The following is a 14510-nucleotide window of genomic DNA, read 5'->3' on the forward strand; positions in this document are numbered from 1 at the left end:
CAACCGATTTAGTAAAAAGGAACACACAATGTCCTCTATCCACGATCAAATCAAAGAAGTCGTAACCACCCACCGCGTCGTATTGTTCATGAAAGGCACGAAGCAGTTCCCACAATGCGGCTTCTCTTCCCGTGCCGTACAAATCCTGAATGCGGCAGGTTGCACCGACTATGTGACTGTCAACGTATTGGAAAACGATGCCGTACGCCAAGGCATTAAAGAATACAGCGATTGGCCGACCATTCCTCAACTGTACGTCAACGGCGAATTTGTCGGCGGTTCTGACATTTTGATGGAAATGTACGAAGCCGGCGAATTGCAAGAATTGCTGAAAGCTTAATTATCCACAATATTCCGTAATGTAAAATTGTTGACAAAGGCCGTCTGAAACCCTGATTCAGACGGCCTTTCGTACAAAACATACCCTTTCCGCCCTTCGTGAAAAAAAGTATAATTCAGTCCGTCAACGAAACTCGGAAATACAGAAAATGAACGTTACCGTCATCAATCATCCCCTCGTCCGCCACAAACTGACTTTGATGCGCGAGGCAGAATGCAGCACCTATAAATTCCGCACGCTCACTACCGAGCTGGCACGCCTGATGGCATACGAAGCCAGCCGCGACTTTGAAACCGAAAAATACATCATCGACGGTTGGTGTGGCTCCATCGAAGGCGACCGTATCAAAGGCAAAACCTTGACCGTTGTCCCTATTTTGCGTGCCGGTTTGGGTATGCTCGACGGCGTACTCGACCTGATTCCTACCGCTAAAATCAGCGTTGTCGGCTTGCAGCGCGATGAAGAAACGCTGAAACCGGTTTCTTACTTTGAAAAATTCGTTGACAGCATGGCCGAGCGTCCCGCCCTGATTATCGACCCGATGTTGGCGACCGGCGGCTCTATGGTTGCGACCATCGACTTGCTGAAAGCCAAAGGTTGCAGCAATATCAAAGCATTGGTATTGGTTGCCGCTCCGGAAGGCGTGAAAGCCGTTAATGACGCGCATCCTGATGTAACCATCTACACTGCCGCGCTCGACAGCCACTTGAACGAACACGGCTACATCATCCCAGGCTTGGGCGATGCCGGCGATAAGATTTTCGGTACACGTTAATTGAAATGTTTAAGGCCGTCTGAAAAGTGTCAAACATCAACTTTCAGACGGCCTTGTTATATGGTTTGCTTTAAAACCCACATCAGAAAGGACAATCATGAGCTTCCAAGATAATCTGGCCGCCATGCCTGCCATCGACCATTTGATCGGCTTGGATATTCTCGATAAAGAGGGCAATGTGGTTCATCACATTCCCAATGCGCCCGGCAAACAAGGCTCGCTCAAGCTTTACCATGCTTTGGCGCAAGAGTTTGACGGCAAGCTGGATGCAGCGGCGGCAGAACGCGGCTTGGCATGGTTTGCTGAACATGTTGCCGATGCCGAAGCCAATCCGGGCAAACATCCGAATATTGATTTATTGTTTAAAGTGAAGGCTGACAATATCAGCCTGACTTTGAAACCATTGGCTGCTTAACCGATACAAAAAAGGCCGTCTGAAAACAATTTTCAGACGGCCTTTTTATATGCTTAAAGCCTTAAGCGATAGAGGCTTCAACGAATGCAGTCAGTTGACCTTTAGCCAATGCGCCGACTTTAGTTGCAACGTTTTCGCCGTTTTTGAACACCATCAGGGTAGGGATGCCGCGAACGCCGAATTTGGCAGGAGTAGCTTCATTGTCGTCGATGTTGATTTTAACGACTTTCAGACGTCCTTGGAATTCGGAGGCGATGTCGTCCAAGATTGGGGCAATCATTTTGCAAGGGCCGCACCATGGTGCCCAGAAGTCCAGCAATACAGGTACGTCGGATTTCAAAACGTCTTGTTCGAAGCTGGCATCGCTGGCGTGGATAATCAATTCGCTGCTCATGTTATTTCCTTTTGAATCGGGATTAATAAAGATGTTGTTCAGAATAGTGGCAGACAGGGAAAATTTCAAGTGCCGCCACTAGGTAATAGTTTTTTTGAAATGCGTCTATCGTAATCCTTAAAGATTCAGACGGCCTCTTGAACCATGTGGCCGGAGTGTGCAATCAAATGGCGCGTATAGTCGCTGCTTGGATTGGCAAACACGTTTTCGCATTCGCCTTCTTCAACGACTTTGCCGTCTTTCAACACCATCACGCGGTGGGAAATGGCGCGGATCACGGCGAGGTCGTGGCTGATGATGATGAAGGCGAGGCCGTATTCTTTTTGCAGGTTGCTGAGCAATTCAAGGATTTGTTGTTGCCATTGGACATCAAGTGCGCTGGTTGGTTCGTCCAATACGAGGATTTTCGGGCGGACAATGATGGCGCGGGCGATGGCGAGGCGTTGGCGCTGGCCGCCGGAGAATGCGTGCGGATAGCGTTCGAGGGCGTCTTCGGGCAGTCCGACTTGTTTGAGGACTTCTTCGACACGGCGGCGCATTTCTTCGCGCGGCATACTTGGCTCGTGAACGCGCAAGGCTTCGGAAACGGTATCAAAGACGTTCATGCGCGGATTGAATGCGCCGAATGGGTCTTGGAACACCATTTGGATTTCGCGTCTCAATTCGCGTTTCCATGGCTCGCCGTTGACAATCAGACTGCCTTCGGAATCGATAAGGTGCATAACGGCTTTCGCCAGCGTGGTTTTGCCGCAACCACTTTCGCCGATGATACCTAAGGTTTCGCCGGATTTGAGGTCGAAAGAAATGGGGTTGAGAATAGTTTTGTCGCGTTTTTTAAACCAGCCGTCCGATTCTTTGACGGAGAAGGCGATTTGTTCGGCCTTAAGGACGGTGGCAGGGTTTTCAAGCAAGGGGGCGACGCGTCGCGTTGTGCCGGCATTGAGCAGCATTTTGGTGTATTCGTGCTGCGGATTGGCGAAGACTTCGGTTGCTTTGCCGGTTTCGAGGATACGGCCGTTACGCATAACGGCGACATCGTCGGCAAAACGGCGCACAAGGTTTAAGTCATGCGTAATGTAGAGCATGGTCATGCCGTGTTCTTCCTGCAGGCGTGAGAGCAGGTCGAGGATTTGGGCTTGAACGGCAACGTCCAAAGCAGTGGTCGGTTCATCGGCAATCAAGAGCTTGGGCTGGGCTGATACGGCCATGGCAATCATGGCGCGTTGGCGTTGGCCGCCGGAAAGTTGGAAAGGGTAGGCCTGGGCTTTTTGCTCGGGCTGGTGGATGCCGGTTTCGTCCAGGAGTTCGATAGCGCGCGCCCATGCCTGTTTTTTATCCAAACCCAAATGTAGGGACAGGACTTCGGCGATTTGTTCGCCGACACGCATGACGGGGTTGAGGGCGGTCATGGGTTCTTGAAACACCATGCCGATTTCGCGGCCGCGCAGTTTTTGCAGGGCGCGTTCGGGTTGGGTCAGCAGCTCGGTTCCGCAATATTTCAGACTGCCTTCAAAGGTAACCATCGGATTCAGGCGCATAATGCCTTGCGATAATACGGTTTTGCCGCTGCCACTCTCGCCGACCAATGCCAGTTTGCGGCCGGGTTGCAAGGTCAGGTTGATATCGTGCAGGACTTGCTTGCTCGGAAAGGAGCCGTTTAGGTTTTCGATTTCGAGTATAGGTGTCGTCATGGTCGTGGCCGTCTGAAAAGTTTGTTGATGACAGGTTTCCAGACGGCCTGCATGAATCAAGGGGCCGTCTGAAACAGCGGTTTAGTCTTGAAACTGTTCTTTGAGTTTGCGTTTTAACACTTTGCCGGTGGCATTGCGCGGCAGCTCATCTTGGAAGATGACCTGTTTAGGGATTTTAAAGTTTGCCAACAGGCCGCGCAGGTGGCTGCGGACTTCGGCTTCTTCCAGTTTCATGCCTTCTTTGAGTTGGATAAAGGCAATGATTTCTTCATCGGCGTATTGGTCTTTCACGCCGATTACGGCGGCAGCTTCCACGGCTTCGAGTTTGTAGATGGCTTCTTCGATTTCGCGCGGATAGACGTTTTGGCCTTTGGAGATAATCAGGTCTTTTTTGCGGTCGACGATGAAGATAAAGCCGTCTTCGTCTATGGTGACGAAGTCGCCGGTTTTCAGCCAACCGTTGACAATGGTTTCATCTGTGGCGTCAGGCATATTGAGGTAGCCCTGCATCACCGAGCCGCCTTTGATGATGAGTTCGCCCACTTCACCGCGCGGCACTTCGATCAATTCGTCATCGACGGCTTTCACGGTCAAGCCGGGCAGGGCGACGCCGACGCTGGCGGTTTTTTGGCGTTCGGGCGTATTGACGGCAACAACGGGCGAGCATTCGCTCAAGCCGTAGCCTTCCAGCAATTTGGCACGCGGGAATTTGGCTTTAAAGTCGTCAATGGTTTGTTCGGCCAGAGGCGCACCACCGCTGATAAATAGGCGGACGCGGTTGAACCATCTGAAATACCAAGGGATTTTGGCTTTGCTCATGGCAGTGTAAATAGCCGGTACGCCGAGGAAAATGGTAGCGCGTTTGAGTAAAACCTGTTTCAACACGTTGGAGAACGGGAAGACGGATTTGACCAAAATAATCGAGCAGGCTTGATATATCGGCAGCAAAACCATGGCAGTCAGCGTAAAGCTGTGGAACATGGGCAAGAAGACGACGAAGCGGTCTTTTTGCGAAATTTGGAAAATTTGTTCGATGCCCGAAAGGTTGGAAAATAGATTGCTATAACTGATTAATGCGCCTTTGGGGTGGCCGGTTGTACCAGAGGTGTAGATAATATGTGCCAAATCGTTGGCAGACGGCTGACGGCTCAGATTCGGCTTGCCGGGGAATGTACGCGCGGCATCGAAATAGCTGTCATCGCCACTGGCGGCTTTGGTTTCGCCAATCCAGATGATTTTATTGACTTTGGTTTTGGCTTTGATGTTTTTGAGTTCTTTGGCCAACGGCGCGGAGGCGAACATAAAGCGTGCGCCGCAGTCATTAAGAATGTAGGAAAATTCTTCGCTTTTCAAAAAGACGTTGAGTGGGACGGCTACCGCGCCGATGGAAGTAATGGCGAAATAGGCGGCAATAAATTCGGGAGAGTTGGAAACGACAAGGGCGACCCTGTCGCCATATTGTACGCCTTGGTGTTGCAGATAGGCAGCGACGGTTTCTACTTCGCGTTTGAGGGAGGAATAGCTGATTTTTTCTTTGTCGTTGAAAATGACTGTGCCTTTACCGTTTTTTTGGCAGGCTGCAGTCAGCATAGCGTAAAAATTAGGGTGGGTGTGCATTTCGGAGTTTGTGTCCATATTGTGTCGATTGATGTACGGTTTTGATGAACCGTTTATTTCGAAGGGTAGGTTTTACATCCTATCAGTAAAATAAGCAAGAGGCCGTCTGAAAATACTTTCAGACGGCCTTGTACTTTGCTGGGCTTAGGAAAGCAATATTTTGAATTTAAACTTATTTATTGTGTTGATGGGAATATTCCCATTCTTCAAAAGTCTGGCCGTTCGGAAGATAGCGCAAGCCTATTGCGTTTCTGTCTCGGGTCATTTCGAGTTTACCGCTGTGTTTGAGGCAGAGCCAATGTTAGAGGCTTTAGACCTAGCCGTTGTTCAGACGGCCATCGGGTACTTTCTTAAACAGGCGATAGAAATTGTCGCTGGTGTTTTGTGCCAATGTTTCCAAGCTCTCGCCGCGCAGATTGGCTAAGAACTCGGCTGTATAGCGGACGTAGGAAGGCTCGTTTTGTTTGCCGCGTTTGGGAACCGGCGCGAGGAAGGGTGCATCGGTTTCTACCAAGATTCTATCGGCAGGGACGTATTTGGCGGCTTCCTGTATCAGCGGTGCGTTTTTAAACGTCACAATGCCGGAGAAGGAGATGTATAACCCTAAATCCAAAGCGGCTTTGGCAAAGGCAACGTCTTCAGAGAAGCAGTGAATCACGCCGGAGTTGGTGTGGCATTCTTTTAAAATCCGCAACGTGTCTTCGGCCGCATCGCGCGTGTGGACGATAACGGGCAGGCCGCTTTCGTTGGCGGCTTGGATATGGTCGGCAAAGCGTTGATGTTGCCATGACAAATCGCCTTTGCACCAGTAATAGTCCAAACCGGTTTCGCCGATACCGACGATTTTCGGATGTTTGGCCGCCTCTACCATTTCTGCAATGGTAAATTCTTCCGCTTCTTGGCTGTCGGGATGTATACCGATGGTGCAGTAAATGTGGTCGTTTGCCTGAGCAATGTCGAAGACTTCGGCAAAACTTTGTTTGCTGACGCTGATGGCAAGCGCCTGTTTGACGCTTTGCGCTTCCATATTGGCAAAGACTTCGGGCAGGCGGTCTTTTAAGCCGTCAAAGTTGAGATGGCAATGTGAATCGATTAAATACATGGTATTACAGGGTAAAAGTAGTGCGGTCGCTGCGCAGGCGCGGGCCAAGCTCGGCTTCGATCAGGTTTTTGGCCTGCAGGCAGCTTTCGTGTTCGGAGAATGCAAGGCCTACGCCTTTGGGGCGGTGGGCTGAAGTGCGAGCCGGATTGATCCAAACGACTTTGGTGGGCAGGAAGCGTTTGGGGTAGTCGGCGATTTCTACGGCCAAGAGGATGTCTTCGCCTAGGGAGAGTACGTCATCGGTCGGTACGAACAGGCCGCCGTGTTCTAAAAACGGCATATAGCAGTTGTACAGTAGATTGGGGTCTTTGAGTTGCAAAGCCAACATCTTCGCCGGAATGTCTTTTTTATTCATCATTTATTACCTGTTAGGGTTTGTTTTGCCAAAAATCTAAATATTCGATAAGCAGATACTCAAGCTGCATTTTAACACTCAAGGTATGGTATCCGTAAGGGTTGAGCGCGTTCAGACGGCCCAATAGGGCAAACAGCTTGCGTGAATCGGTTTTAGAGGCCGTCTGAAGCAGGGCTTGGGCATGGTGCGGATAATAAAGCGGCACCATGCTTTGTTGTGCCAAGCCGACATCCATCAGCCACTTTTGCAGCCAGTCGATGAAAACGGCCAGCGGTTGTTTTTGTTTGTCGAACGCGGCGGCATAGTCGAGTATGGCCAACAGGCGCGGGGCAGCCAGCAGCGTCAGCAACTCTTCGCGTAATGCGTCCAATTCGGGAGTCGGCGTGAATAAAGGAGCGCCGCTGTGGAATGCTAATAAGGCTTCGGCATTTTCCACGCCCTGTTGGCGCAGGTATGCCGTAGCCTGCTCATGGGTAGGCGAGGGCAGTACCATCTGGCGGCAACGGCTTTTAATTGTAGGCAGGAGTTTGTCACGCGCATGGGTAACGAGCAGGAAAACGACGTGTTGCGGTGGCTCTTCCAAAGCTTTCAATAAACCGTTTGCCGCCTGTGTGTTCATACTTTCCGCCGGATGCACCAATACCACGCGCAGGCCGCCGCGGACAGCGGTCAGGTAAATGTTTTCCACAATATCGCGCACGGCATCGATTTTGATTTGCAGAAGTTTGCGTCCTGTTGCCTCGCCTTCGGGAATTTCCGGCGTGAGTTCGTAAAAGTCGGGATGGGTGTTTTGGCTGAACAAATGGCACGAAGCACACTCGCCGCAGGGTTCATGACCGGACTTGGGCGATTCGCATAGCAATGCCTGCGCGACAAAGCGGGCAAACTCGGTTTTGCCGGTATTTTCTTTGCCGGTAAACAGCCAGGCGTTGGGACGGTTTTGCCAATGGGCGGCGAGCTGTTGCCATTGGGTTTCATGCCATGGATAAATCATATCGTTTGGGAACTATAAGGTAGGTAGTTATTATACTCTCAGGCCGTCTGAAAAAGGTTTCAGACGGCCTTTAATAAACTGCCTAGAAATTAATCAAATATCGTTTTTATTTGAAATATCAATCATTAAGCTTACTTATTCACAGCCTTTGCACACGCTTGTTTGGGGAAAATGTGCATTTTGTTTGGCGGTAAAGTGTTGCTTAAAATTTAGGCAGTACTGTTTTTTTAATGTTAAATCAGACAGTAATCTGATTTATGCACAAGCTGTCCACGCGATTGAACAGTGAAAATGTGCATGGTGGGGATACATTTCAGACGGCCTTATTTGTTGATTTTCAACAAAGCGGTCAAATCCCCGATAAATTTCGGTTCCCGTTTGATGAGGTAAACAATCAACGGAAGATTACCCACGGCAACAATCAAATATAGCAGCGTAATGCTGTCGAACAAGATCAGCAAAATCGCGCTCAAAATGGCAGCCGACACCATAAATACGCCGTTGATGATGTTGTTGGCGGCGACAGCGTGGGCGCGGAAGGTTTCGCTGCTGGCGGTTTGCAGCCAAGTATAGAGCGGTACGGAGAAGAAGCCGCCGAAAAAGCCGATGGCCGACATCACGAGCATAACCGGATACGCTTGGGCTTGCGATAAAAACCAAATAATGCCGTTTAATTCGGTAAAGCGTTGGCCGTGGGTCAGCCACACCAGCAATAATCCACAGACAGTCAGACCCAATGTGCCGATGGTAACCAAGCCCAAAATCAGGCGCTCATGGCTGAGTTTGGCGCATAACACCGAGCCGATGGCAATGCCGATGGAGAACAGCGCCAACATCAGGTTGAACACATTATCGTTGCCGCCCAAATGAATTTGTGTGAACGTCGGCAGTTGGGTGGTATAAACCGAGCCGATAAACCAAAACCATGAAATACCGATGATAGAAGTGAATACGGGACGATCGGCTGCCGCTTCACGAATCAGTGAATTTGTGCCTTTGATGATGTTCCATTCGATTTTTGTGTCCGGCATTTTAGCGGGTACAGACGGCATAAACAGGCTGGTCATCGTACCGCCGATGGCGACCAATAATACCAAACCACCAACAATATACGGAGGAACGCCTGCGACTGCCGTACCCAAAATTTGACCGAGCAAGATGGCGATAAACGTACCCGATTCAATCAGGCTGTTGCCCATAATCAGCTCTTTGTCGTTGAGGTAATCGGGCAAAATCGCGTATTTCAGCGGGCCGAACAAGGTTGATTGCGTGCCCATGCAAAACAGGCAGATTAAAAGCAAAGGCGCAGATTGGATGTAGAAGCCATACGCCGCCACTGCCATGATGATGATTTCCAACAGCTTGATCCAACGCGCTAAAACTGCTTTATCGAATTTGTTACTCAGCTGCCCAGAGAGTGCGGAAAACAGGAAGTAGGGCAGGATAAACAGCATTGCGCCCAAGTTCAGCATTTGGCTGGGCGGCAGCAAGTCGTTTTTGCCCAAACCGTAAAAACTGATCATCACGAATAATGCGGTTTTGAACATATTATCGTTAAACGCGCCCAAAAACTGCGTCCCAAAGAGCGGCGCAAAACGGCGGGTCGCGTGGAAATTCAGATTGTCTTTTTTAAGGCTCATTGTTTGGATTCTTTGTCTTCGTCTTTTTCGATCAGTTTTTCAGTGGAGTCATCGTCCATCAAAATGCGGTGCGCAGGTCCTTCAAGGTCGTCAAACTGTCCGTTTTTACCCGACCACCAGAAAAACCAGCCGATGATAAAGGCCAAAATAATGCTGATGGGGACAAGGATAAACATACTTTCCATTACATCGCTCCGGTCAAATCGGTCAGGATAAAGGTTTTACCGCTGATGGTCAGATACTCGTTGCGCAATGCGCCGATATTTTTATCGTCAAAAAACAATTCGATACGGTCTTTAACCACGCGCCAGTATTGCGGGATATCGGTTTGCTCAAAAGGAGACAATACCGCCGCTTCGGCTGCATCTTCGCTTTGCAGCTTGATTGCGAAGCGTCCGCTTTGCGGCGGATTTTGTGATTCATCGTCTGCCAACATAATAAAAAATCCGGCGTGTTCGCCGTCTTGAGTGTGGATACTGAAATAATGCATATCGGGAAATCTTCAAAACCGCCGTCATTTTTTTCAGACGGCCTAAAATAAAATTCCGTCCATTTTACATCAAATATTAAGTCAAGCAGCCGATTACATTTTTTGTTAGAATACGGCGTTTACTTTGTTAATCTGTTCAGACCGCTACCCACTACGTCCCACAAGGGGTGCAATATAGCCGGAGCAGTAGTAAGGTCCCGACAAAAAATGCCGTCTGAAACCTCAAGGAGCATAAAATGACACAAAAATTAATCTTGGTTTTGAACTGCGGCAGCTCTTCCCTCAAAGGTGCCGTATTGGATAACGACAGCGGCGAAGTATTGCTGAGCTGCCTTGCCGAAAAACTCAATCTGCCCGATGCCTACATCACCTTCAAATTCAACGGCGAAAAACACAAAGTTGACCTGTCTGCCAAGCCCGACCACACCGGCGCAGTTGAAGCCCTGATGGAAGAACTCAAAGCCCACGGCCTCGATACCCGTATCGGCGCGATCGGCCACCGCGTGGTAAGCGGCGGCGAATTGTACAGCGAATCCATTTTGGTTACCGACGATGTTATCGCTGGTATCGAAAAATGTATTCCACTTGCTCCTTTACACAACCCGGCCCACCTTTTGGGCCTGCGCGCTGCACAAAGCATCTTCAAAGGCCTGCCGAACGTTGTCGTATTCGACACTGCATTCCATCAAACCATGCCTGAACACGCTTACAAATATGCTGTTCCACATGAATTGTATGAAAAATACGGCTTGCGCCGTTATGGTGCACACGGTACCAGCTACCGCTTCGTTTCTGACGAAACTGCACGCTTCCTCGGCAAAGACAAAAAAGACCTGCGCATGGTCATTGCCCACTTGGGTAACGGCGCATCTATTACCGCCGTCGCCAACGGCGAATCACGCGATACCAGCATGGGCCTAACCCCGCTGGAAGGTTTGGTAATGGGTACCCGCAGCGGCGACATCGATCCCGCAGTGTTCAGCTTCTTGGCTGAAAACGCAAACATGACCATTTCCCAAATTACCGAAATGCTGAACAAAAAATCCGGCCTGCTCGGTATCTCCGGTTTGTCTAACGACTGCCGTACCATTGAAGAAGAAGCTGCCAACGGTCACGCAGGTGCCAAACTGGCTCTGGAAATCTTCATCTACCGCTTGGCTAAATACATCGGCAGCATGACAGTAGCAGCAGGCGGTTTGGACGCATTGGTCTTCACCGGCGGTATCGGTGAAAACTCCGACATCATCCGCGAACGTGTATTGGGCTACTTGGGCTTCCTCGGTCTGCACATTGACCAAGAAGCCAACCTGAAGGCTCGCTTCGGCAATGCCGGTGTGATTACCACTACCGACAGCAAAGCTGTTGCCGTTGTGATTCCTACCAATGAAGAATTGATGATTGCACACGATACAGCCCGTCTGAGCGGCCTGTAATCCGTCATTATTGAAAACCTGTCCGCAAGGGCAGGTTTTTTGTTGTGTATTGATGAAGAAAATTTTGAGAATATATTGAAAAAAGCCGGCAAATATTGTGTTTGTCGGCTTTTTAATTAGTGTTACATTAAGAATGCTTATAGATAGGTTTAGAACTTATAGCTGATGGTAAACAGCAAAGTTCTGCCTCGTGCGTAGTTGTTCAAGACGGAGCGTGTCGTGCCGCCATATTTGCCATTGCATAAACCGTTGGCATCGCATTCGACTTCCTCATCATCTAAACCGCCTTTTCTTTCAAATACGCTGAAATAGCGCTGGGTTGCGGCATCATTTGCGGCATCCAAAGGGTCGATATAGCGTTTATTGAACGCATTTTGAATGTCGAAACGAAGGATAAGGTTTTTCTTCGGTTCATAATTGGCATAGAAATCAAAAATCAGTGGCTGTCTGTTGATGCTTTCTGTTTTTTTGATCACCCTTCTGCCCATTTGGTGTGAAGAGTAGGTATTGGCACCGGTTGTCCCGTCAACAAACTCTTCCTCAGTCGTTGCCCGTGTACTTTTGCCGTAATAGCGCATAATGCCGCCGATGGTCAATTTGTTGCCCAACCAGCGTGAGCCCAATTCAAACCGACCGTAATCTCGGGCAGGCGGGAAATTTTGCTTAAGCCGTAGCCTTGTTTGATTTGGTCTTCTTTAGAAGAGTTGCGGGGAGATTCGCTGGCATCGCTATAGTTGGTCGGCTGGTTGGTTTTTTGATAGGCGTAAGACAGGGTGGTAAAAAAGCGGCCGAAATCATAGTTCATTTCCACTTCCAAACCATTTTTATGGACAGGTTTGGCGTAGTTTCGATGCTGGATAGAGTATTGCAGGCCGGTGCTGGTTACCCAGCTGGGTGCTTTGTCTAAATCCCACCATTTGCCATAAACATTGTGGATATAGTTGTTGATCCTACTGCGATAGGCGACCAGTTTGAAACCCAATACATCATCCGGCTTGAAAATCCCTTTTTTGAAGGTATTGAAGCCTATTTGGTAAGTATTGGCCTGTTCCGGCTTAAGGGCGGTATTGACGCCCGAGTCGCCGATTTGTGAAAAATACATTTCTTGAATATTCGGCATTCTATGCGTACGCGAATAGCTGATAAACGGCATAAAGTAGTCATTGACATTGATGTTTAATGCTACCGAATGGTTTACCGCATGCTTTTTACCGGATTTGGTATAAACCGGTTCGTAAAGGTCGCAGCTTGGCGTGCAATGCTGTTTATAAATTTCAGAGTCTTCTCCAAATGCTTTTTTAAAGTCTTCTTGGGTATTGAAGTAGTCGGTATATTCGCCCTTGTAGCGGTAGTTGACCATATTGGCGCTGTAATTCAATTGATAAATGCCTTTTTTCAAGGAAGTATCAAAATAGAAGGTATTGAATTTTTGCTGGCCTGAAGGTTGCAATATCGTTGATTTTTGGGGAAATATTCCTTTGTCGCCTTTGAAGCGGCCTAAAAAGCTGTACAGGCCGGCATCTTGATCGGGGCCGTCGTAAAACAGGCTCAGCTCTTCCGGAAAGCGGTTTTTACTGTATTGGTTTTTAAAGAAATTGAAACCGACGGTGGCTTTTAAATCTGTTTTTTGGGGAAGTTTGAAAGAAAAGCTGTTGTTGATATCCAAAAGATTGGCTGTGTTTTTGGTTTCCAAATAATCCAACAGCCCCCATCCTGAAAAACGTGAGTTTTTCGGATATTTTTGTTTGCCCAGATTATGGGCGGCCAACACGTTTAAATCGACATAATCGCCAATGTTTAAATTGTAATTGGCTTGGTAGTTGCGATTTTCTACTTTGCGGCTGCCGATGCGGTTGTTCATGGTACGAAGCTGAAGGTCCAGCTTGTTGTTGTCGTTTTCGTATTCCACTTTGACCAAATGGCTGTTTGAGCGTTGTTGCAGGCTGGTCGGGTCGATTGGAGTCAGGTCCCATTGCGGTGCCAAATTCTCTTTCCAGCTTCTTTCCAAATCATCGACATAATCTCTTTGCAAAACTTCAGGATCGTTATATTTTTTGGAGAAAGGGTAGTCCCAATAGCTTTTACCGACCGCATTGCGTTTGGAAAAGTCACGAACCCAGAGATTTTGTTCGTGGTCGAATTTCAATAAGTTGCTCTCAAAATATTCTTGTTTTTTACGGTCCAAATATTCTTCGCCAAAATTGCCGATACGCTGACCGCCGCCGCCCACTTTATAGTTTTGCTCGACATTACGGTGGCTGTAACCATATAACGCACCAAGGCGTGCACCACTGTCAAACCATTTTTGTACCGCTCCGGTTGCCATAAAATTGCTTTTGGTGCTGTTTGTGCCGGTCAATCCTTTGGTCAAGAGGCCGAAGGTATTGTTTCCGTGTACCACATCGTCTACCCGTAAAGTACGGAAATTGGCTGTACCGGATAAGGTATTGATGCCGTTGGCACCTGTGAAACTGCCTTTGGTTACATCCACGCCGGCAATGAAATTGGGATCCAGTGCCGTACCGAATTGCGAGGAGCTGCCGCTGCGTCCGGCATCGGCAGAAGTGGAATAGAAGGTTTGGGTGACGCCGTCAACCATCGTATTGACGCGTCCCAAACCGCTATCGCCACGGATATTGACCGCCAATACCCCGATCCCTTGTCTTGTTGGGTAAAAACGCCGGGCATGCTCCGAACGATGGTATCGATGTTTTCGCTGGATTGATAAACGCGTTCACGCGAACTTTTGGCTTGGCCTTCGGTAAAAACTTTTTTCTCTTTGGCAATGTGTTTGCCTTTGACTTGAATTTCATCAAGCTCTTGAGTTGAAACCTCGTCTTCTGCGTGTGCGATACTTGTTATAGCCAGTAAAGATAATGTTAGTAGATTTAATTTGAAATTCGGATTCATGATAGTTACCTCAGAAACGAAGTCGCTACTTTATAACATATTATTAAACTTTACAAATATTTTGATAATGGTTTTTATTTGTTAAAAAATAAAGCAGATACTTGTTTCAGGAGATAATCCAACCGCATATGATTAATCCGGCTGAAAAAATAAAGCAGGTCTGAATTTGAATTGGGTTGGTCAAGAAAAGGGGAGATTTAATTGAATTTAAACAGCCGGAAGAAGAAAATTTGATTGCGCTATGTGAATTGAGCCGTCGGTTTCAAATGAAACCGTTAAAAAACATGAAATGCAAAATATAAAGTCGATATAGAAAGGTTTGAAGTCAGTTGAAGAAAAGGCCGTCTGAAAATG

General features: G+C 48.3%; 14 protein-coding genes and 1 pseudogene. 4 read left to right on the plus strand and 11 right to left on the minus strand.

The annotated features are described in order from the left end of the window. Nucleotides 1-28: 28 nt before the first annotated feature. The 3 genes from grxD to KCG55_RS07830 all read left to right on the plus strand — a co-directional run bounded on the left by grxD (nt 29) and on the right by KCG55_RS07830 (nt 1530). Nucleotides 29-340, plus strand: coding sequence for a Grx4 family monothiol glutaredoxin (grxD, locus tag KCG55_RS07820; protein WP_003681608.1), 312 nt, complete (start codon nt 29-31; stop codon nt 338-340). 148 nt (nt 341-488) lie between these two features. Then, nucleotides 489-1115: a uracil phosphoribosyltransferase gene (upp, locus tag KCG55_RS07825; RefSeq protein ID WP_039864255.1), complete on the plus strand. Its 627-nt coding sequence runs from the start codon at nt 489-491 to the stop codon at nt 1113-1115. A 97-nt stretch (nt 1116-1212) separates the two neighbouring features. Continuing rightward, complete coding sequence (locus tag KCG55_RS07830; protein ID WP_254322674.1) at nt 1213-1530, plus strand: DUF2322 family protein; 318 nt, start codon at nt 1213-1215, stop codon at nt 1528-1530. 61 nt (nt 1531-1591) lie between these two features. On the opposite strand, the gene trxA is transcribed toward KCG55_RS07830, so the two are convergent. The 10 genes from trxA to KCG55_RS07875 form a co-directional block, all read right to left on the minus strand. Next, nucleotides 1592-1924 carry a thioredoxin TrxA gene (gene trxA, locus KCG55_RS07835; protein ID WP_003681479.1) on the minus strand — a complete coding sequence of 111 codons (333 nt, stop codon included), beginning with the start codon at nt 1922-1924 and terminating at the stop codon, nt 1592-1594. Between the two features lie 125 nt (nt 1925-2049). Beyond that, complete coding sequence (locus KCG55_RS07840) at nt 2050-3615, minus strand: ABC transporter ATP-binding protein (protein WP_254322675.1); 1566 nt, start codon at nt 3613-3615, stop codon at nt 2050-2052. Nucleotides 3616-3696: 81 nt separating this feature from the next. Further along, entirely contained in the window at nt 3697-5250 is a 1554-nt protein-coding gene (locus KCG55_RS07845; RefSeq protein WP_254322676.1) for a fatty acid--CoA ligase, read from the minus strand. A 154-nt stretch (nt 5251-5404) separates the two neighbouring features. Beyond that, nucleotides 5405-5497, minus strand: a complete 93-nt coding sequence (locus KCG55_RS10645; RefSeq protein ID WP_285070385.1) for a hypothetical protein — start codon at nt 5495-5497, stop codon at nt 5405-5407. 51 nt (nt 5498-5548) lie between these two features. Then, nucleotides 5549-6334, minus strand: a complete 786-nt coding sequence (locus tag KCG55_RS07850) for a TatD family hydrolase (RefSeq protein ID WP_049335570.1) — start codon at nt 6332-6334, stop codon at nt 5549-5551. A 4-nt stretch (nt 6335-6338) separates the two neighbouring features. Further along, the gene (locus KCG55_RS07855) at nt 6339-6692 is read right to left on the minus strand and encodes a PilZ domain-containing protein (protein ID WP_250600103.1); all 354 of its coding nucleotides are present in this window, start codon (nt 6690-6692) and stop codon (nt 6339-6341) included. Between the two features lie 10 nt (nt 6693-6702). Beyond that, on the minus strand, nt 6703-7683 hold the full coding sequence (locus KCG55_RS07860) for a DNA polymerase III subunit delta' (protein ID WP_254322677.1): 981 nt from the start codon (nt 7681-7683) through the stop codon (nt 6703-6705). Nucleotides 7684-8006: 323 nt separating this feature from the next. Continuing rightward, complete coding sequence (locus tag KCG55_RS07865) at nt 8007-9323, minus strand: MFS transporter (RefSeq protein ID WP_254322678.1); 1317 nt, start codon at nt 9321-9323, stop codon at nt 8007-8009. Then, entirely contained in the window at nt 9320-9508 is a 189-nt protein-coding gene (gene ccoS / locus KCG55_RS07870; RefSeq protein WP_003681462.1) for a cbb3-type cytochrome oxidase assembly protein CcoS, read from the minus strand. Before ccoS ends, KCG55_RS07865 begins: the two co-directional genes overlap by 4 nt. Then, nucleotides 9508-9813, minus strand: a complete 306-nt coding sequence (locus KCG55_RS07875) for an HLGFF motif protein (protein WP_003681461.1) — start codon at nt 9811-9813, stop codon at nt 9508-9510. Before KCG55_RS07875 ends, ccoS begins: the two co-directional genes overlap by 1 nt. A 236-nt stretch (nt 9814-10049) precedes the next feature. Here KCG55_RS07875 and KCG55_RS07880 point away from each other — a divergent pair, with 236 nt between their 5' ends. Continuing rightward, nucleotides 10050-11246 (plus strand): acetate kinase, encoded by a 1197-nt coding sequence (locus KCG55_RS07880; RefSeq protein ID WP_254322679.1) that lies wholly within the window; start codon nt 10050-10052, stop codon nt 11244-11246. Nucleotides 11247-11395: 149 nt separating this feature from the next. On the opposite strand, the pseudogene KCG55_RS07885 reads toward KCG55_RS07880, so the two are convergent. After that, nucleotides 11396-14156, minus strand: a pseudogene (locus KCG55_RS07885) (TonB-dependent receptor domain-containing protein). Nucleotides 14157-14510 lie beyond the last annotated feature (354 nt).

The sequence above is a fragment of the Neisseria subflava genome, from assembly GCF_024205745.1.
Classification (GTDB): domain Bacteria; phylum Pseudomonadota; class Gammaproteobacteria; order Burkholderiales; family Neisseriaceae; genus Neisseria; species Neisseria flavescens_B.